Source organism: Muribaculum gordoncarteri (assembly GCF_004803695.1).
Lineage (GTDB): Bacteria > Bacteroidota > Bacteroidia > Bacteroidales > Muribaculaceae > Muribaculum > Muribaculum gordoncarteri.
The window spans coordinates 417315-437737 of the sequence record NZ_CP039393.1 but is presented as its reverse complement, the minus strand read 5'-3'; the positions used below and the strand labels follow the sequence as shown (position 1 = coordinate 437737).

General features: G+C 50.2%; 14 protein-coding genes and 1 riboswitch. Of the genes, 10 read left to right on the top strand and 4 right to left on the bottom strand.

The genetic code is table 11. From position 1 onward, the window contains the following. Window positions 1-47: 47 nt before the first annotated feature. Window positions 48-1568: a mechanosensitive ion channel family protein gene (locus E7746_RS01790; RefSeq protein ID WP_136409660.1), complete on the top strand. Its 1521-nt coding sequence runs from the start codon at window positions 48-50 to the stop codon at window positions 1566-1568. On the opposite strand, the gene zupT is transcribed toward E7746_RS01790, so the two are convergent. Further along, window positions 1554-2351: a zinc transporter ZupT gene (zupT, locus tag E7746_RS01785; protein ID WP_136409659.1), complete on the bottom strand. Its 798-nt coding sequence runs from the start codon at window positions 2349-2351 to the stop codon at window positions 1554-1556. The genes E7746_RS01790 and zupT overlap by 15 nt on opposite strands. A gap of 98 nt (window positions 2352-2449) precedes the next feature. Between zupT and E7746_RS01780 the strand changes: the two genes are divergently transcribed. The 9 genes from E7746_RS01780 (at window position 2450) to E7746_RS01740 (ending at window position 15579) form a co-directional block, all read left to right on the top strand. Next, window positions 2450-3010 carry an RNA polymerase sigma factor gene (locus E7746_RS01780; RefSeq protein WP_136409658.1) on the top strand — a complete coding sequence of 187 codons (561 nt, stop codon included), beginning with the start codon at window positions 2450-2452 and terminating at the stop codon, window positions 3008-3010. 54 nt (window positions 3011-3064) lie between these two features. After that, window positions 3065-3463, top strand: coding sequence for a hypothetical protein (locus E7746_RS01775; RefSeq protein ID WP_123395337.1), 399 nt, complete (start codon window positions 3065-3067; stop codon window positions 3461-3463). Window positions 3464-3481: 18 nt separating this feature from the next. Beyond that, window positions 3482-3967: a hypothetical protein gene (locus tag E7746_RS01770; protein WP_123395336.1), complete on the top strand. Its 486-nt coding sequence runs from the start codon at window positions 3482-3484 to the stop codon at window positions 3965-3967. 100 nt (window positions 3968-4067) lie between these two features. Continuing rightward, window positions 4068-9797, top strand: a complete 5730-nt coding sequence (locus tag E7746_RS01765; RefSeq protein ID WP_136409657.1) for an alpha-2-macroglobulin family protein — start codon at window positions 4068-4070, stop codon at window positions 9795-9797. A gap of 258 nt (window positions 9798-10055) precedes the next feature. Continuing rightward, a complete protein-coding gene (locus tag E7746_RS01760) occupies window positions 10056-11294 on the top strand; it encodes a M16 family metallopeptidase (RefSeq protein ID WP_123395334.1) in 1239 nt (412 codons plus the stop codon). A 107-nt stretch (window positions 11295-11401) separates the two neighbouring features. Continuing rightward, window positions 11402-12418 carry a tRNA dihydrouridine synthase DusB gene (gene dusB / locus E7746_RS01755; RefSeq protein ID WP_136409656.1) on the top strand — a complete coding sequence of 339 codons (1017 nt, stop codon included), beginning with the start codon at window positions 11402-11404 and terminating at the stop codon, window positions 12416-12418. A gap of 19 nt (window positions 12419-12437) precedes the next feature. After that, window positions 12438-13322 (top strand): GIN domain-containing protein, encoded by an 885-nt coding sequence (locus E7746_RS01750; RefSeq protein WP_136409655.1) that lies wholly within the window; start codon window positions 12438-12440, stop codon window positions 13320-13322. A gap of 31 nt (window positions 13323-13353) precedes the next feature. Then, window positions 13354-14061 carry a GIN domain-containing protein gene (locus E7746_RS01745; protein ID WP_136409654.1) on the top strand — a complete coding sequence of 236 codons (708 nt, stop codon included), beginning with the start codon at window positions 13354-13356 and terminating at the stop codon, window positions 14059-14061. A 15-nt stretch (window positions 14062-14076) separates the two neighbouring features. Then, a complete protein-coding gene (locus E7746_RS01740) occupies window positions 14077-15579 on the top strand; it encodes a lipopolysaccharide biosynthesis protein (RefSeq protein ID WP_136409653.1) in 1503 nt (500 codons plus the stop codon). A gap of 256 nt (window positions 15580-15835) precedes the next feature. Beyond that, window positions 15836-16033, top strand: a riboswitch (cobalamin riboswitch). Between the two features lie 273 nt (window positions 16034-16306). On the opposite strand, the gene E7746_RS01735 is transcribed toward E7746_RS01740, so the two are convergent. Genes E7746_RS01735 through E7746_RS01725 form a run of 3 tightly spaced genes read right to left on the bottom strand, consistent with a single transcriptional unit; the run spans window position 16307 to window position 20393 of the window. Next, window positions 16307-17668: a fibronectin type III domain-containing protein gene (locus E7746_RS01735; RefSeq protein WP_136409652.1), complete on the bottom strand. Its 1362-nt coding sequence runs from the start codon at window positions 17666-17668 to the stop codon at window positions 16307-16309. Between the two features lie 20 nt (window positions 17669-17688). After that, window positions 17689-18606, bottom strand: coding sequence for a hypothetical protein (locus tag E7746_RS01730; RefSeq protein ID WP_136409651.1), 918 nt, complete (start codon window positions 18604-18606; stop codon window positions 17689-17691). Between the two features lie 23 nt (window positions 18607-18629). Next, window positions 18630-20393, bottom strand: a complete 1764-nt coding sequence (locus tag E7746_RS01725; protein WP_168184276.1) for a RagB/SusD family nutrient uptake outer membrane protein — start codon at window positions 20391-20393, stop codon at window positions 18630-18632. Between the last annotated feature and the right edge of the window lie 30 nt (window positions 20394-20423).

The following is a 20423-nucleotide window of genomic DNA, read 5'->3' as shown; positions in this document are numbered from 1 at the left end:
TCTATTAGATAAACAATATCAACACATTTTAACCCAAAAATTACATAATGTCGTATCTTTTAGCCAACACCGAGCCATCGACCACGCAAAGCATATCGGAGAGCACTCTCAATGCACTGAACATCGACACCAATGGAAGCCACTTCATTGCATCACTGGCAATGAAAATATCCGACTGGATTCTCAGCCCCCTGGGACTTCAACACAGCACTTCAGCCGTAACATGGGCCTATGCCATTGTCGTGTTTGCAATCGCCTTTATCGTAGGCTACATCGCAAAATGGATAATAATAGGAGCAGTAAGGCATTTCGGGAACCACACTCAAAGCGATCTCTATAAATATCTGCGACAGGAGAACTTCTTCCTGAAGCTTTGTCGCATGATTCCGGCGATAGTATTTTTGATTCTGATTCAGTTCACTCTTGTATACACACGCTCCACACTCGCCAACTTACTCACAAAACTTACATTATTATATGTAATATACGTAACGGCGATAGCCTTGTCGGCACTTGTGGGTGCGATATGGGCACACTTCAATGCGAGTCGCAACAAAAGGCATCTGCCATTGCGAGGTCTCGTACAGCTCGTGCGCGGAATCATCTGCATAGTGGCTGTAATTATAGCGGTGGCCGTGCTCGTCGACAAGTCGCCCGCCTCACTGCTTGCCGGCCTCGGCGCATTTGCAGCCGTGCTGATGTTGATTTTCAAGGACAGCATACTCGGTCTTGTGGCCGGCGTGCAGCTTTCGGAAAACGACAGCCTTCATGTGGGCGACTGGATAAAAGTAAACGGCACCGACGCCAACGGAACCGTGACCGAAGTGACGCTGACCTCGGTAAAGGTGGAAAACTGGGACAAGACCACGACCATGCTGCCGCCCTACAGCCTCATCAGCGGAAGCTTCACCAACTACCGCAGCATGCAGGTGAGCAACACACGACGCATACAGCGGTCCTACATGATCGACGCCGACAGCGTGCTGCCGCTGACTCCCGAAATGCTCGACGAATTCCGCAAGATACCCTTCATGGACGACTTCATAACGCGCAAACTCGCCCAGAAGGCTGCCGGAAAGGTGGAGGATGTGAACAACTCCGAGGGACTTCCCGACGGAACAATCGACACCAACCTCGGCTTGTTCCGCGCCTACATGAAAATGTGGCTCGACAACAACAAGTTTGTCGATAGCAACAGCACCTGCTTCGTGTCGACACTTCAGCAGACAGGAGGCGGCATCCCGTTCCAGATCTACTGTTTCACAAGCACTTCGGCATGGTTGCCCTACGAAGCCATGCAGGACACCATATTCGAGCACCTCGCAGCCATGCTGTCACGATTCAGACTCTACTGCTTCGAGCAGCCTTCGGGCCGCGACACCGTCATCGACGGCTTCCTCAGCCCCGGCGGAAAAGTCGAGAGAGTGTTCGGAATGCCCTACCCCTTCTTCAACAGGGACGCATCATCGCCCGTCGGCCCCGAGAATTGGCCGGTGGAACCGAAACTGCAGTCACAGCCGTCGGCTCCGTCACAACCCGCCTCAGGCTCGGGTTCAAAACAGCAATAGTCCGAACCCCATTACGAGCATGCCCAGTATCACACCCGATATGGCATAATGATGGTGTCCATACTCCTCGGCACTGGGCAGCAGCTCGTCAAAGGCGATAAACACCATGATGCCCGACACGGCGGCAAGGCACACCGAGTTGACAAGCGGAGTCCATATAGGCATCAGGAATATCAACGCGAAAACAGCACCTACAGGCTCGGCAAGTCCCGAGAGAAACGAGTAGAGCAAAGCCTTGCGACGGCTCCCCGTAGCGTGATATATAGGCACCGACACGGCAATTCCCTCGGGGATATTATGGATGGCTATAGCTATGACGATGGGCAGCGCGATGTCGAGCCCCTCAAGTCCCGACACGAATGTGGCGATTCCTTCGGGGAAATTGTGCACTCCTATCGCGAGCGCAAGCATTATACCAGTGCGTTTCAACCGGTTGCCGCCGGTGTTTACATTATGAAGCTCGTGAGGGTTCTCATCCTCGGGAATCAGGAAGTCAATCAACGCTATAAGTCCCATGCCCCCGAAAAACGACAGCAGCATGTAGATTGTGCCGGGCTTGTCGCCGTAGACATCGGTCATGGCCTCAAGCGACTCGGGCATCAGCTCCATGAATGAAACATAGACCATCACACCCGCCGAAAGGCCCAATGCGCCCGACAGGAATTTGGTGTTGGAGGTCTTTGTGAAAAATGCCATGAGGCTGCCTATACCGGTCGAAAGTCCGGCCACGAGAGTGAGCAGCAAGGCCGTCAAAATATTTTGCGTGGTCAATACCGTATCCATAAAATTTTTCTTTTTATAACAATTTAAGCTTATCGGGGGTTGAAGTTATAAAAAGTTTATGTACTTTTGACACTCAATAAGCAATTACTCTTCCCCGAATGAGCAAAGATACACCAATCGATGATCCTGAACTCGTGAAGCGTCTTCGCGACAGCTCTACTTGCCGAACCGCTTTCGGCAAGGTGATTGCCCGGTACAGTGAACCGCTGTATTGGCAGATTCGACGCATGGTCGAGGACCATGACGATGCCAATGATTTGCTGCAGAACACATTCATGAAAGCATGGAGTTCAATCGAAAACTTCAGGGGCGAAGCCAAGTTGTCGACATGGCTCTACAAGATTGCAATCAACGAGAGCATAACATTCCTTGCCAAGGAGCGTAAACGGATGAACATTTCAATCGACGACGAGGAGTCGCACCTTGTCAACCTCATAGAAGCCGACACCTACATCGACGGCGACCAGCTCGCGCTGAAACTGCGCAAGGCAATCGCCTCACTGCCCGAAAAGCAAAGGCTGGTGTTCAATATGCGCTACTACGATGAAATGAAATATGAGCAGATGTCGGAGATTTTAGGTACCTCGGTAGGTGCCCTGAAAGCATCCTATCATCTCGCTGCAAAAAAAATTGAGCAATATTTTGCCGATAATGATTAAACCTATTGACACAGCCTAAGTCTAACCATTAAAATAACTTAAAAGAACTCAGGTATGAAACCGGACAATGACATACTCAAGCAAGTCGACAGGCGGTCGGGAATGACCGTCCCTGATGACTATTTTGCCAACTTTGCTCGGCAAATGATGCAGCAGCTGCCTGAAAAAGAGTTTGAATCAACCGACAAGAAGATTCTGCCACGCACTTGGTGGCAGCGTTGCCGTCCCTATGTATATCTTGCAGCCATGTTTGCCGGAATATGGTGCATGATGAAGGTGTTTAACGACATAGGCAGCCGCACCGCAGATATGTCGATTGAAAACAATCCTGTAATGGCAAGCGTTCTAAGCAGTGATCACTTCTACGACTACTACAGCATCGATAATGTCGACGAGTATGACCTCATGGAAGAGATGTACAACGAAGGTGTAACCCTCGAGAACTTAAAATAAAACCAATAATCGAGTTATATGAAACGTCTAACGCTGATCTCATTAATATTAGCGCTTTTTGTATCGTTTTCAAGCTACGCCCAGCAGCCCGGCGAAAGACGCCAGCGTCCTGTCGAGCGTAAGGAGTGGTTCAAGGAACTGCGTCAATACAAGCACGACTTCCTAACAAAGGAGCTGAAGCTCACCAAGGAGCAACAGGAGAGTTTCTTCCCCCTCTACGATGAGATGGAAAGCAGTGTATATCAACTGCAAAAGCAGACACGCGACATTGAACACCGGGTAAGAAACACAAAAGGCGAAATATCGGACCTTGAATACGAAAAAGCATCCGAAGCAATGTTTGAAATCAAGGGGAAGGAAGCCGATATAGAAATGAAGTATTATCCGAAATTCAAGAAAGCGCTGACTCCCAAGCAGATGTTCATGCTCAAGATAGCCGAACGGAAATTCACCAACGAGCTCATGATGCAACATTCGCGCATGAGAGCGGGCAAACATAAGTAAACTGTAAAGTTATTATTTTTCTCCCTGATACTGTGACAGATACTTTCCTCTCGGGGAGAGTATCTGTCACATTTTATTAACTTATAAAATTTCAAGTGCTATGAAACAACAGTTTCTATACATCCTAATAGCTCTATTCTCAATGTCAATCAACGCTTCCCAGAAACAATATTCCGAACCTGACTTCGCATTCCCCAAACAGGTATCGTCACAAGCTTCGGAAATGCTCGAAAAGGCTGTAGCCGACGGCGACGGCAAACTTGCCGTGAGAGCATTGGTCAACTACGGACTTGCACAATGCGCCGTCGACAACGACAGCCTGCCTGAAGTCCTGCAACGCATATCCACCGTGGAGTCAAAGGAAACCGACCCGTGCATCAAGGCAATGCTTACGCTGCTTAAGGCAAGGATTTACAACGACATTTATCAATATGACCGATGGAAATATGACCGTCGCGAAATCCCCGACACTCCCCTGCCCGATGACTACCTGCTGTGGAGCGGCCGACAGTTCAGAGCCCGCATAATGTCGCTGCTCGACTCGGCGCTTGCCAATCCAAAACCACTCCATGAAGCAAGACTCATCGACTTCAAGGAACTGCTTAAGGCCGGAAACAACGATTATACTTTCTACCCCACACTATTTGACTTCATAGCAGGAAAAGCCATAGCGATACTGTCGAACATGGGCGAACAGCAACCGATATTCGCCATCGACATGTTGTCGCCGTTCACAGTCTACTCAAAGATGAATTTCAACTATCAGTCGCCTGCAGCACAACGCATCCTCAAGCTGTACCGACAACTGTTGGATGCTCATGCCGGCAATGCTGCACCATTCATAATGTGGGACATCGAGCGCATCAAATTCATCTCACAGCATGTCTATCGCGACATGTCGAGCTACAATGCCGTCCGCGACAACGAAGCCAAGCTTATGCTCGACCTCTACAACCGATTCAGCCAAAGCGAATATGCTGCAGAGCCTCTCATATCGCTCTTCTACCTTATTGATTTGGACAACTACAATAAGGAGGAGATGCCCGTGAGCATTGCCGAATACTATTCATTAGTCAACAATCAGCTAAAACGCTATCCCGAATATTTCCGCAACAATGCGTTGCACAACATCGTCAAGTCGCTAAGTCAACCGCGCATAAATGCACGTTACAGCCAGATTCTGTCACCTGGCGACACTCTTACCATTGACATAAAGAACAACAATACTGTCGACTACACGATAAACGTGTATAGAATACCGTACAACAGAAACAACGGTGAGTCGTTCAAAATAACACCGTCTACCAACCTTCCGGCCCCGCTCTACACCATATCACGCAAGGTGACCGACAAGCAGGTGCCTTTTTCATCAAGTTCGACTGAGAAAGTTGTGCTCACCCAACCCGGATGTTACATCGTTGTGCCCTCCATTACCGGACAAAAACGCGATGCCGATCTTGGTTACTACAGCATAATACACTGCACCGGCCTATTGGTCGAGAGCGCCAATTACGGCTCTTCGCGATGGGGAATCGTAATCAATCCTAAGACAGGCCGTCCGGTCGACAATGCCACTCTCACCGTAACCCTTAACCGCAACGGCAACACAGTGCGCAACTACGAGACCGACAAGGACGGAACTGCATTGATAAAGGAATCCAAGGCTTTCAACGCATCAGCATCGAAAGGCACCGACCGCTATTCTATGAGCAAATACCTCGGCTACATTCCGTCGGGCAACGAAAATAAGCAATTTGCCATGCATGGATTGACCGACCTTGCCATCTATCATCCCGGTGACACAGTGCAGTGGGTCGGCATCCTGCAAAGCTATCTCGGAGCTGAAGCACGGGTTGTGCCCGGCAACAAAATCTCGGTAGTGTTGCGTGACGCCAACTATGAACCGTGTGACACTGACGTCGCCACGACCGATGAATACGGCCGCATTGCGGGTTCGTTCAAGCTCCCCTCCGACGGACTTACCGGAAACTTCTCGATTGAGTTCCGCAAAAAGGATCCACTGAAGCCTGACCGCTGGAACAGCTACGGCACTACATCATTCACCGTGTCGGACTACAAGCTCCCCACCTATGAAATAGAATTTACCGAACTGCTCACTGACAAGCCCGCCAAAGGTGCCGTGACGCTGAAAGGCAAAACCGTGACCTACTCCGGATTCCCTCTTGCCGACTGCCGCATAGCAGTTGATCTAAGCGCAAATCCGCGTATATGGTGGTGGAGAAGCGCAGGCAACGGTGTTTCGTTCTACTCCACCGAGGTGACAACCGATTCCGAAGGTTGCTTCAGCATCGAATTCCCGGCCGAGCTACTTAAACAGTCACCGATACCCGGCGGCATATTCTCTGCATCGCTAACAGCGACATCGCCCACAGGCGAGAATCAGCAGGCATCACGCTCATTCTCGCAAGGAGCGTCGTGTGTGATAAATGCGTCACTTCCCGCCGACATCGACGCGTCAAAGCCTTATCGCATGAACGTTTCGCTCACCAATCTGCTCGGTGAAGCGGTTGACTCCACCATAACCTATCAACTCATTGACAAGAGCGACCGTCACGTAGTCAAGGAAGGCACCATGACACCTCCTGTGGCCACAGTCGATTTCAACGATGTGGCAAGCGGCAGCTACTCCATGGTGTTTGCCACCGCCGACAAGTCACTCGCCGACACTTTCACTGTCGACAACGTGAATCTCTACCGCGTCACCGATGCCAAGCCACCCGTGACCGACATGCCTATATGGCTGCCTGTGACCACTTACACCGCCGACCGTCGACATGCCTCGATACTCTACGGCACATCGGCCGACTCTACATGGATACATTATGCAGTCTACACCGACAAAGCCCTGCTGAAGCAAGGTTGGATAGAAGCTGCGGCAGGAATGCACCACTTCGACTACGACATACCGGCCGACGCCGACCGCATAAAAGTGAAATTCACCGGAGTAAACGATTATAAAGTCAGCGACTTCGAGGTTACAGCAACAGCAAGCGGCACAGTCGACCGAATCAATATAGCCATCGAAAGCTTCCGTGACAAAATCGCGCCGGGCGACAACGAAAAATGGACATTCTACGTGACCGATAACAACGGCAAGGGCACCAAGAGCGCTATCCTGCTCGATATGTATGCCAAGGCCCTCGACCGGCTGTCGATGCACAATTTCAGAATATATCCGAGATTCGGCCATGTCAACAGCTACAATATATCGGTATACTCGCCTCTCGGCAAGTTCATGTCCGGTGTGGAGATACCATTCGAGTGGTTGAAATATGAACCGATATCTCTGCCTGACCTGCAAACATGGGGTCGGTCGTTCCTACACCCTAATTACGCGTTCACTCGCAGCAACGTGTATTTCAGTCTAAACACCGAGGAAGAGATGGGTGAGGAAAAATCAGCAGCCCCGAGAATGATACGAGGAACAAGTAAAATGGCCGCGACCGCCGACACGGGAGCAGGAGCCGCCGACTTGGCCATCGTTGAGGACGAAGCGGTTGAGGAAGCCGCCGATGCCGAGAGCGAAGCCCCTGACAATGACGCGTCACGTGACAATAATGAATACCGTGATGCCGAAATGCCGCTTGCATTCTTCCGCCCCATGCTGACAACCGACGACAAGGGCAATATGACATTCTCATTCACCGCCCCCAACGCCAACACCACATGGAAACTTTGCGCACTCGCTTTCACCGACGACATGCTCACCTCAACCATGTCACGCGAAATCATATCCAACAAGCCCGTTATGGTGCAGCCCAACCTGCCGCGCTTCCTGCGCACAGGCGACAAGGCTTTGATCAGCGCATCGGTGATGAATAACTCCGACGACTCGACTGCGATAACCACCGTAGTGGAGATATTCGACCCAGCTACAGGTGCCGTAATATCACGTAACGACTTCTCCGACGACATGGCTCCAGGCGAAGCGAAAGTGGTCAACGTGACGGTCGATGCAGGATGGGACTCCAACATGATTGGATATCGCATAAAGGCAGGTAACGGCCGATTCACCGATGGAGAGCAGTCGGTTATTCCCGTGCTTTCCTCCGTCACACCCGTCATCGAAACCAAGCCGTTCTACATTTCGCCCGATTCGACGACATTTACCATGCAGCTTCCCGAAATGCCCTCCGATGCCCGCGTCACGCTGCAATTCTGCGAAAACCCCGTGTGGTATGTAGCAACAGCGCTTCCCGGATTGCGTAACGATGACTCTGAGAGTGCATTGGCCGCCTCGGCAGCTATATTCTCGGCCGCCGTAGCCGACGGAATCCTGCGCACATGCCCCGAGATTGCCGAAGCATTGAAAGAGTGGAATTCAAGCGACCGCAGCGACTCAACGCTCGTGTCGATGCTTGAACGTAACGCCGACCTGAAGACGGTGCTGCTCAACTCCACCCCCTGGGTTATGGATGCCAAGAGCGACACCGAGCGCATGACTCGCCTTTCGCTCCTCTTTGACCGAAAAGTAATCAACGACACCTACTCGCGCAACATCGACCGACTGTCTAAGCTCGTGCGTAACGGCGGTTGGACATGGATTGACAACATCGACGAGCCTTCACAGTGGATAACCGAGAACGTGCTGCTCACCATGGGACACCTCAAGCAGCTCGGATTCCTGCCCGACAATAATCGCCTGCGTTCAATGCTCGACAATGCAGTTAAATACATCGACCGTGTCACCCAGGAGGAATACGCCAAGTACCCCGACGGCGACTACTATTACTACGTGTACCTGCGTGACTTCTATCCCGATATAAAGAAATCGACAACACTCTCTTCGCTCACATCACGCGAAGTGCAGCGCATAGTTAAGGAGTGGAAGAAACGCTCGATTCCCGTAAAGGCAATGAACGCGATAACCCTCAAGAATCACGGCTACCGCACACTTGCCACCTCCGTTTTAGCATCGCTCAACGAGTATTCAGTGTCAAATCCCTCTCAGGGCATGTGGTGGCCGTCGCTCGATGACATGACAACATGGTCGATGGGCAAGATTGGTGCTACATCAATAGTGCTCGACGCATTCGCAGCCATATATCCCCAAAGTCCCGATGTCGACAAGATACGACAATGGCTCATTCTACAGAAAGAGGCTAAGGATTGGGGCACATCGGTCACGACCTCTCAGGCTATAGCATCGATATTGCTCACCGGCAGCAAGTGGACAACCCCCGCTGCAAAGGCAACCGTAACGGTCAACAACCGCGAAGTCAACGCGGGCAAGACCGACCGACTGCTCGGTTATTTCCGTGAAAACATATCCTCGATGTCACCCTCAGGCGCGACACTCTATGTCGAAAAGTCAGGTAAGACACCTTCATGGGGAGCCGTATACTGCCAGTACCGCAGCGAGATGTCGGAAATAAAAGCCGCGTCATGCCCCGAGGTTTCCATTGACAAGGCTCTCTATCGCCGCGTCACCACCGAGAATGGCGTGACATGGCAGAATGCCGACTCACTGAAGACCGGCGACATAGTTCAGGTCAACCTCACCATAACAGTAAAACGTGACATGGACTACGTGGCAATAACCGACGACCGCGGCGCATGCTTCGAGCCTGTCGAGCAACTTCCAAAGCCGTTGTTCAGCGAAGGAATATGCTTCTATCGCGAGAACCGTGACGCATCGACCAACATGTTTGTCACTCATCTTCCCAAGGGTGTGTACCGATTGAGCTACGAGCTCTATGTCAACAACTCGGGCACCTACTCATCGGGTATCGCCACACTGCAAAGCCAATATGCTCCGGCATTGTCGGCCCACTCGTCGGGAAGCATGATAGAAGTCATGCCCCAATAATCACTAATTTTAAGTGAAAATACTCAATATAAATATCGTTTTAAGTATTATGAATCCCTAAAATGCCCGACAACGGGCATTTTAGGTTAATTAGTGTTAATAGTACACTAATTTATTTCTAATATTTTTTGTGTTTAAAAATTAAGCATTACCTTTGCATCAGTTTTTCATGGTATTAGATTTAAGGTAAAAAGATTATTCGTCGTGATGACGAGTAATTTTTTTTTGCAATAAAATTACCCGTTTAATTAAAACACAATGACAAACAATAGCAACGACATATTCACCTACCATACCCTTGCTAACGGACTGCGCATTGTGCATCGTGCGTCGGCTGCCGATGTGGAGCATTGCGGCGTGGCCATAAAGGCAGGAAGTCGCAACGAATCATCGGCCGACTACGGCCTTGCACACTTCGTCGAGCACACCATATTCAAAGGCACCGACCGCCGCCGCTCATGGCACATAGTAAATCGTATGGAATCGGTGGGCGGTGAAATCAACGCATATACATCAGAGGAGGTAACGATGCTCTATTCATGCTTCCCCAAGGGCAACCTCACAAGAGCCGTCGAGCTGATGGCCGACCTTATAGGTTACTCCCGATTCCCCGAAAACGAAATCGACCGAGAGCGGGAAGTTGTGCTCGACGAGATAGACTCGTACCTCGACTCACCTTCCGATGCAATATTCGACGACTTCAACGACCTCATATTCGCAGGGTCATCACTCGGACACAACATTCTCGGTACTGCCGAAACCATAGAAACCTTCACGCCCGAGAGTTGCCGTGACTTCCTGTCGACCCACTACACGCCCGGCAACATGGTATTTTTCTACACCGGTCCCACCGCTCCTTCACGCGTCATGTCAACTGTCGAGCGTCATCTCGGATTCCTCAACCATTCCGTCAAGGAACTTCATGACGAAACGCCTCGCGAAGTAACGCCCTTCGACATTAGGAAGAAGCTCGGCACACACCAGTCACACACCGTGATAGGCGCTCGAATTCCGGGAATATACAGCCGAAGCAACCACACCTATGCGCTCCTGAACAATATAATAGGAGGCCCATGCATGAACTCTCGCCTTAATGTGTTGCTGCGTGAGCGTCACGGCTACGTATATTCAGTAGACTCTTACATATCGTCATTCACCGATTGCGGGCTCTTCACCGTCTACTTCGGATGCGATGAAAACCATGTAAAGCCATGTCGGCGACTCATCTTCAGGACTCTCGACGAGCTGGCCCAGTCGACAATGAGCATGCGCGCGCTCGATGCGGCAAAGAAGCAGTATCTCGGACAGACCATCGTTGCGGGAGCCAACGCCGAGCAGGTAGCCCTCGCCACCGGACGCTCAACGCTATTTCACCGTCACGCGCTGCATCCCGATGAAATAATTGAACGCATAATGGGCATAACGCCCGAGGATATAAGGCTTGCAGCCGAAAAGCTCACGCCGTCACGCTGCTCGATTCTAACATTTGGGCAGTAAATTCACCATTATATCCTATAAATTCTTAAATTTGTCTAATTTTTAGTATCTTCGTAAACCGATTCGCCCAAAAGAATCGTCTAATAAAGTAAATTGTAATCGGGAAAATGAAAATCGGACAAATCGACTTAGGAGAACGCCCGGTGATGCTCGCTCCAATGGAGGATGTCACCGACCACTCGTTTCGGCTCATCTGTAAGGAACAGGGAGCCGACATGGTCTACACCGAATTCGTATCGGCCGATGCTCTCATACGCAACATAAGCGCTACAACACGCAAGCTCCACATAAACCCGGCTGAACGCCCCACGGCAATACAGATTTACGGTCGGGAAACCGAACCGATGGTAGAGGCCGCCAAGATAGTCGAGGAGGCCGCACCCGACATTCTTGACATAAACTTCGGATGCCCCGTAAAGAAAGTTGCCGGAAAAGGTGCCGGAGCAGGTATGTTGCGTGACATTCCCAAGATGCTTGAGATAACACGTGCCGTAGTCAACGCCGTTAAGTTGCCCGTGACAGTGAAAACCCGCCTCGGATGGGACCATGACAGCCGCATAATCGTCGAGCTTGCCGAGCAGCTTCAGGACTGCGGAATACAGGCTCTAACCGTACACGGACGCACACGCGCACAGATGTACAACGGCGAAGCCGACTGGGAGATGATAGCCCGCGTAAAGGAGAATCCCCGACTGCACATCCCGGTAATAGGCAACGGCGACATCACTATTCCGCAAAAGGCCCTCGAAGCGTTCACGCGTTATGGCGTTGACGGCGTTATGGTAGGTCGCGCCTCCATAGGTGCGCCATGGGTGTTCCACGACATCAAGCAACTGCTCGTCAACGGCTCGACCGACAACCAGCTGTCGACCGCCGAAAAATTCAGCCTTCTGCGACGACAAATCACCGAGAGCATCGCCAATATCGATGAACATCGAGGCATACTGCACATAAGGCGTCACCTTGCGGCATCGCCACTGTTCAAGGGAATACCCCACTTCCGCGACACCCGCATAGCCATGTTACGTGCCGACACGTGGGATGAACTCGACCGCATACTGCAACACATCGAAGCCGATATCATACCGGCTTTCATGAACAATACATCAACACATTATACCTAAACAAAAAGACGAATACATTATGAAAAAGTATTTTATTGCTCTTGCGCTCGCCATTACAGCAACAATGACACTGTCGGCAGCGAATCTACAACGCATCACACTCAAGGCCAAATCATTCTCATCGATAACCCTTAATTGTGCCGCTGACATAAAGCTGTGTCAAAAGCCCGACTCGGCCGGAATGATAGTCTATCATATAGCTCCCGAGATAAAAGACAAAATTCACTTCATCGTAAAGAACGGCACACTTGAATGTACCACCGACCGAGGAGTGAAATTGACCAAGGAAAACATATCCCGCATCACCATATTTGCCAACTCTCCCTTGAAGAGAGTAGCTGTAAACGGCTCGGGCGACATAAAGGTGTGCAAGAAGGTGACACTCTCATCCAACTTATCAGCATCAGTCAACGGTTCGGGTGACATCAATCTGCCCTCAATGAACATCAATGAGTTGAATCTCAATGTAAACGGTTCAGGTGACATCAACGGTGCAAACATAACTGTAAACAGTCTTCAGGCTTCGGTCAACGGTTCGGGCGACATTGAAGTTTCAACCCTGAAAAGCGAAACTATCAACGCATCGGTCAACGGTTCGGGCGACCTCGAGCTTAAGCAGGTAACCGCCAACACCGTAAATGCATCGGTCAACGGCTCGGGCGACCTCACAATGTCGGGCACCACCTCTTCGGCAAACTACGCACTAAACGGCTCGGGCGACATTTCATGCAGCCCGTTAAAGGCCAAGGATGTTAATGCAAACTGTTCAGGTTCAGGCGACATCACTTGCCATGCAAGCGAATCAATTACCGCAAAGACAGAATTGTCAGGCGAAATCACATGTCACGGCAATCCTGCCACGACAAAACTGTCGGGACGCACCAAAAACATTCATATAAAGTAAGCGACAACTCACTTTCATCACAAATATACCTATGCTTAAACGGATACTATCATTAATCGCAATCACCGCCTCGATCCTCGCCGTAAATGCCGAGGAGTTGAAGCGTTACGAAATCGATGTAAAAGACTTCAGCGAACTCAAGGTTATCGAAGGCCTGACGGTCGACTACAAGTGCAGCGAGGATTCAGCCGGCATGGCTGTATTCACGACATCGCCCGACATGGCATCGCTCCTCATGTTCACCAACAACAAGAACAAGCTGGAGATTCAGATTTCCACCGACGGAATCGACTACCATGGCCTACCCAAAATCACTGTCTACTCACGCTTCCTGAACAAGGTGGAAAACAGCGGTGACTCACTGGTAAGAGTGCTCTCGGTAGCCCCCTCGCCCTCATTCAAGGCACGCCTCATAGGCAACGGCACACTGTCGGTGCGCGGAGTCGACACCAACACCCTTGACGGATCGCTCGACACCGGCAACGGAGTGCTCGTGCTCTACGGCAAGGCTGCAAGTGCCAAATTGAGCCTCGTAGGCACCGGTTCGATTCAAGCCGACGAGCTTGATGCCGACGACATAAAATGTTCGCTTCTCGGTACCGGCTACATCGAATGTAATCCCCTCAAGACCCTCAACGTGGTAGGCGCAAGCTCGGGCAAAGTATATCACAAAGGCTCGCCCAAGATAAAGTCACGGGCCATAGGCGTGAAAGTCATCCCCATCGATAACGCCCAATAATCCGTCACCCCGCTGATGGCCGAAGAACCAAGCCTGAAATTACGCACGGCACGCACCATAAAATGGAACCTCATCGACAAGGTTTCATCACAGGTGCTCTATGCCGTGACAGGCTGGGTGCTGGCCAACAGGCTGTCGCAGGAGGACTTCGGACTCGTTGGCACAGTGCTCATTTTCCAGGCATTTGCCAACATATTTGTCGACAGCGGATTCTCGTCGGCACTGCTTCAGCGCAAAAATCCGTCACAACTCGACTACAGCTCGGTGCTTTGGTTCAACATCACCGTAGCCACACTCATTTATGCGGTCCTATGGCTTGCCGCTCCACTGATTGCCCTGACATTCAACGACGAGCGGCTTGTCGACCTGTCAAGGGTCATGTTTCTCGCATTCATCATCAATGCAACCGCCATCGTGCAGACCAACAGGCTGATGAAGCAGATGACAGTGCGCATGATAGCCATATCCAACTTCATCGGACTTATCGTAAGTTCGGTGGTAGGCATATATCTCGCACTTAACGACTTCGGAGCATGGGCGGTGGTGTGGCAAACGATCACACTCGCCACTGTAAAGTCACTTATTCTGTGGATTACAAGCCGCTGGTTGCCCTCGCTCGCCTTCTCTTTCGAGTCAATCAAGTGCATAATCGGCGTGGGCGTAGGCGTAATGGGCAGCTCGCTGCTCAACACGTTGTCGCAAAAAATATGCTCAATCATCATAGGCATCTTCACCGGAATGCGTGCGCTCGGTTACTACACCCAAGCCGACAAGTGGAGCGTAATGGGCACAGCATCGCTTTCGCAAGTCGTCACAGCCTCGTTTCTTCCGGTACTGTCGCAATTTCAAGACGACAGGGAACGATTCAGCCGTGCCGCGGCCAAGATGAACCGCTTCACAGCCTACGTGACATTCCCGGCGATGTGCATGCTCATAGCAATGGCCACACCCATATTTCACCTCCTGTTCGGCACAAAATGGGATGCCTCGATCGCCTTATTCCAGATTTTGCTGCTGCGTGGCATATTCACCATACTGACTTCGCTCTACAACAACTACATCGTAGCCCTCGGACGCTCTTCCAAAATCATCGTGGCCGAACTTGTCAAGGACATAGCCTCCATCATAGCAATTGTGGCGACCCTTCCCTACATGGGGCTCTCAACACCCGACGACCCCACTCAGGGACTGCGCATAATGTTGTGGGGACAGCTTGCCGCATCGGTTATCACATGGTTTGTAACGCTGAAGATGGTATCTAATCTTACAGGCCGCGGCACCGGACGATTCATTGTTGACCTGGTGCCTTACCTGATGCAAGGCGCACTGATCACGATTGTGATGCTCGCTCTAAGCAATGTCATCACCGGCAACATTCCGCTGCTATGCGCCCAGTTTGCAGCAGCGGCAATAATATATCTGGGAATCAACGCGATACTTCATTCAACAATACAGCACGAAATGCTGCAATACATCTTTTATCGCTTTGTCAAAAATAAGAAAGATGTTAAATTATAAATTTATACAATCTTTTTATGTGTTTTATAACACATTTTTCAAGACAAATTCCTATCTTTGCACAGTTAATAAAATGAATATATAAGACAACCTTTATCTTTTCTATCTGTTTATGGATATTTGGATTGCCTGTGATTCACTTTTTTAAGATATTCACATAATCTCTAAGTTGGTTGAAGACATGTTCCCGATGAGGGAGCCTGTCTTTGTTATTTCATGCCCTCCACAAAAATTTCCGAATCTCATGAATTTTATATAATTTTGCACCGAATGAGGTTGTCACGACGGCATCCGCCCGACGACATTAAAAGGGAATGAGGTGAAAATCCTCAACAGTCCCGCTGCTGTAAGCTCATTTAAACGGTTGCCCCACCCCATCGCCACTGGTTAATCACCGGGAAGGCTTCAGGCACACCGAGCAAGTCAGAATACCTGCCTCATTCATCACTCAGGCATCGCCGCTCGTGGGATAGCGATGATGACCGTCAATCACTTTATTCCCACTAATTCGCTTTTCTGTGCGTCGATGCACAGGTCATAGTCTAATCGAGGCTTGCATGACGACTGCAACCAAGCCTCAAGGTTTTAGGAAAATGCGAGTGCTCCGGTCTAAGTGATTAGCTCGGAGCACTGTTGTTTACATTTGCAATTAGTCCCGCCACATACGACACAGCCCGGACATCGTAACCGATGCCCGGGCTGCCTTAAACTGTATAACTATGATAAATTATTGCTTGGTGTAGACCGAACGGCTGTCATATATATAAGGATATCCATCATACCATGCCGACCAACCTGCTATCGTAACACTCATGTCATCGCCTATTGTAGCAACTACAGCCTGATTGGAATCAATCTCGGATGCAAAAACGTAGGTTCCCCAAGACTGCGGCTCAAATGTTATAGTGCGGTTATCGAGATCTACTTTCCCAACAATGGGATAACCCGACCAGAAGAGTCCGTCAAACGACAGCGAATCGTCGCCTACCTTCTCAACATTTACCGTACCCGAATAACTGAATGAATTCCAATCGGAATCAGGATTGCTTAGATACATATCATTGCCTTCGGTAACATAGTCGTATTCACCCACAAGCGAATCAATAGACAATCCCCACACAAATACATCGGTTCCATAATCACTTGAATAAACCGACAGCGTCAGCTCGCCGGCTACAGCATCGCCCGAGAGGTTACTGTAACCGCTCCAAGGATATACGTAGACACCATTCTGGTCATCTACAGGCACATAATAGTAACCCGTACTGCTGTCATAGCTATAATCACCGGTGAGAATCATCGGGCCGTCGGCATCGTTCTCGTCAATGGCAAACTCAAGGTTGTAACCTTCGACCCCATACCACGCCAACAACACGTAGGAATTGTCGTCGTAAGCTACAAGTGTAGCATCCCAGCTGCTGCCCGATGCAGCCTCATAAGTGCCTTTGACACGCCAAAGTTCACTACGTGTAACTGCAAATGTCGCCACGCCTGGAGCACTCGACTCATAACCGCCTTCATCGGTTACTGCTGTCACGCTCACCGAGTAGTCGCCCTTGGGCAGATTGCGGAAGGTAACTGACGGAGAGGTGACCGTACCTTCGTCATACAGTATATTTCCAATCATGCATGAGTAGGCATACTCCTTGGCATTCTCGTCGGCATCCCATGTCACAACTATCGCCCTACCCTCATTAGTAACGGTAAGCACCGGAGTTGACAGCTTTATGATGGGAGCGGTGGTAGCCTCCAAAGTAGCCACCGAGGTGGTATTGTCGCTTTCAAAGAATGCATAGGCCCACACGCTCAGCTTGTAGGTCGTGGCAGGCTCAAGACCGGTTATTGAAACTTCGGTGAGATTTGTGACATCGGTAACAACCTCGACATCGCCGGGGCCTGTCAGCTGATAGCCGTATTGAACCGCACCCGGCACCTTGTCCCAATGAAATGTCAGCGAATTGTAGGTCGCGCCGTCATGAACTGGCTTGGCCGCCTCAAGCGGCGCCTTGTAATCGTCATCGCTACATGCAGCCAGTCCCGATGAAAGCAAGCCGAAAAGAGCGAAAGCTATTATCTTGATATTTTTCATTTCTCAAAAATTTTTATTTGTCATTCAAACGGGTCAAACAACGGCTCATAACTGAAGTCGACATAGTTCCAACCAAACGTGCCGTCATCGTAGGTCATCGAGAAATAGAATCGTCCTTCGTTTTTGCTTAGACGCATATAAGTATAAGCGTAGGAATCATCATATCCATACACGAGAGCATAGGATATACCCGGGAACGTAACTCCGTCAGGACTCCATGAAGGCCAATAAGCATTCTCGGAGTCGTAAAAATACCAGCAATTGAAATCATCCTGATCGACATAGTTGGAGTAGTCGTCATAGTTGGATGTGGGAGTAATGATGGCATACTCCTTGGAAGGATCCTCTACGACAAACGGAAGGTCGATGCCCGAACCGATGAAATTCTCAATCTTGAACTTGCCGGTACCACGCATGGCATATATGTTGGAGTACACGGTGTTGTATTTCTCCTGGAAGGTGAAAGGCACGTTCTCGGCCCACAGCTCCCATGCGCCTATTATTGAAGCATACATGGTGAGGTCGCCGGTTCCCTCGGAATAGGGATTCACATATTCGGCGGGAAGCTTAACCGTAAACGAGCATTTGGCCCTTACCGGCAGCTTGCTGCAATCGACATAGAACACTGCTTCCTTCTCTCCGGCGGCAAACTCCACCTGAGAGGGTATCACAAACGCGCCCTGTGAATCTTCGCTGGAGGTCACCGTCAACGGAATAGTGACGGCCTCATCGCTCACTGCACGTTTCACCGTGACAGGAACTATGCAATCATCATCGGCAAGAAACTCATAATTATACGATGCCTGCATCGGGAAATAGACCGACATGCAGTTTTCGGCAGGTGCAGGTCCCGGCTCATAGTCATCGTCGTCGGAGCATGACATGAGCACAAAGGGCAGTGCCAGCACCGCAATCGCAAATTTATATATCGATTTCATAATTTATTTAGTAAGCTGATTAATTAATTGCCTCCTTCCCACAACGGAATTGCCTGTGAGGGATCGGGATTCAGAATAACACCCTTGTTGAGGTCACGCTCATGATCGGGTATGTAGAAGTTGGTCCATGGAGCCACATGATTGGGATAAGAGTTGAACCAATACTGGTGAGCATGATTTGAACCGGGATATCCGCGCTCGATAGGAAGCTCAAGACGGCGATAATCCCAATATACAAGACCCTCACCCCAGAACTCAACGCGCTTCTGCTTGAAGAGCTCATCGGTAAACGACTCCATATCACCGGCTTTGCAGGTATAGCTTGCGCCGACCGACATGCGGTAGGTGTTCATGAACGACTCAAGGAGCTGCTTGCCGGCACCCACTCCCGATGTGTGAGCGGTAGCCTCGGCCTCGATAAGATACATCTCCTCAATTCGCATCAACGGAATGCTCACCGCATTACCGAGAGTACTTGTGTTGCGCTCGCCGTTGGCCGGGTGGTATTTTATACCGACATATCCCTGATAGTTGCGCCACTCGTCATAGGAGAGATTGGTGCCGCGCGAATACTTGGTTGTGAAAGCGTTGCTTGCTCCTGCGTCTTCGGGATCAATCCAAGTGGTCTTGCGCCAGTCGCCTTCATCGATTCGGCTATAGAGGCGGGCATCTATCATCCATCCGTGAGCATAGTTTATCTCATCCAGATAAACAGCGATACCCCAGTTGGCCTCGATACACTGGAATGACACAAACGATTGCCATTCACCCGATGTTGCTGCGATGTCGTTGGTCGATATTATGTTGGCCCAGAGCCATGAGTTGTTGGGTGTATTGAAACCGCTGTTGGGGTCAAACCACTGGCTTTCGCTCAACGGCGAATAACCTTCGTTGATGGCCTTGCGGGCATACTCGGCAGCGTGAGCGAAGCAATCGTTGGCGGTAGTGATGCCGAGCTTGTCGAAATCGGCAAGATCCTCATCGGCCTCATGGCTTATAAGAGTGTTCAGGTCTTCGGCATAACGCTCAAAACGCGAACCCATTTCCAGCCAAAGGCGAGCCTTCAAGCCATATACCACACCCAGCGATGCATCGTTCTTTGCCGCAACTGAATGTACATCGGCAAGACAAGCCTCGGCAAGATTCAGGTCGTCCATTATGAATCGGTACATCTTATAGAAGGGCGCACGGGGATTGTCGCGGCTCTCACGCTCGGTAGTATTTTCAGTCACGATAGGAACTGTCAATCCGTATATGCCGCGACTGGCAGCCTCTTCGTCAAGCGAAGCAACGCCTGTGCGCTTGAACTCAAACATTCGCGCCAAGTCCATATAAGCCATAGCTCGATAGGAAAGTGCATTTCCCACATACAGGGCGTCAAATCCGTCGGGGTCGAGATCCGATATGCTTAACAGGTTGTTGCACTTCTGTATCAGATAATAATAACGCTGCCAAAATGTGGCCGATATTCCGTCGTTTCCAATATACAGCTGCTGGTTATAATAAGAGAAATAATCGTAACCGGTGTTCACTATGGCAAAATCGGCAGTCATTGCGTCACGCCATATAATGAACGACGAAAAACCCGCATCACTTGCATCGCCGCCGTCACCATAGAGCGACATGGTGTTCATATAAGATGCTATTGCAGCATTGAACGCGCTCTTGTCGGCACTTTCAAGCTGTCCGCTCGTTGCCCCGTCGGTGGGGAATGTTTCCTCAAGACAGCTTGTCATCGATACTCCGAGCAATCCGGCCGATATAATGAGTTTTAAATAACGTTTCATATTTATCATTGTGTATGATGTATTATTTTT

Bases quoted from the DNA above. Each gene is read 5' to 3' on its own strand.
- dusB (WP_136409656.1), top strand. From the start codon at position 11,402: ATGAAAATCGGACAAATCGACTTAGGAGAACGCCCGGTGATGCTCGCT.
- E7746_RS01765 (WP_136409657.1), top strand. From the start codon at position 4,068: ATGAAACAACAGTTTCTATACATCCTAATAGCTCTATTCTCAATGTCA.
- E7746_RS01780 (WP_136409658.1), top strand. From the start codon at position 2,450: ATGAGCAAAGATACACCAATCGATGATCCTGAACTCGTGAAGCGTCTT.
- E7746_RS01775 (WP_123395337.1), top strand. From the start codon at position 3,065: ATGAAACCGGACAATGACATACTCAAGCAAGTCGACAGGCGGTCGGGA.
- E7746_RS01760 (WP_123395334.1), top strand. From the start codon at position 10,056: ATGACAAACAATAGCAACGACATATTCACCTACCATACCCTTGCTAAC.
- E7746_RS01730 (WP_136409651.1), bottom strand. From the start codon at position 18,606: ATGAAATCGATATATAAATTTGCGATTGCGGTGCTGGCACTGCCCTTT.
- E7746_RS01725 (WP_168184276.1), bottom strand. From the start codon at position 20,393: ATGAAACGTTATTTAAAACTCATTATATCGGCCGGATTGCTCGGAGTA.
- E7746_RS01790 (WP_136409660.1), top strand. From the start codon at position 48: ATGTCGTATCTTTTAGCCAACACCGAGCCATCGACCACGCAAAGCATA.
- E7746_RS01735 (WP_136409652.1), bottom strand. From the start codon at position 17,668: ATGAAAAATATCAAGATAATAGCTTTCGCTCTTTTCGGCTTGCTTTCA.
- E7746_RS01745 (WP_136409654.1), top strand. From the start codon at position 13,354: ATGCTTAAACGGATACTATCATTAATCGCAATCACCGCCTCGATCCTC.
- E7746_RS01750 (WP_136409655.1), top strand. From the start codon at position 12,438: ATGAAAAAGTATTTTATTGCTCTTGCGCTCGCCATTACAGCAACAATG.
- E7746_RS01770 (WP_123395336.1), top strand. From the start codon at position 3,482: ATGAAACGTCTAACGCTGATCTCATTAATATTAGCGCTTTTTGTATCG.
- zupT (WP_136409659.1), bottom strand. From the start codon at position 2,351: ATGGATACGGTATTGACCACGCAAAATATTTTGACGGCCTTGCTGCTC.
- E7746_RS01740 (WP_136409653.1), top strand. From the start codon at position 14,077: ATGGCCGAAGAACCAAGCCTGAAATTACGCACGGCACGCACCATAAAA.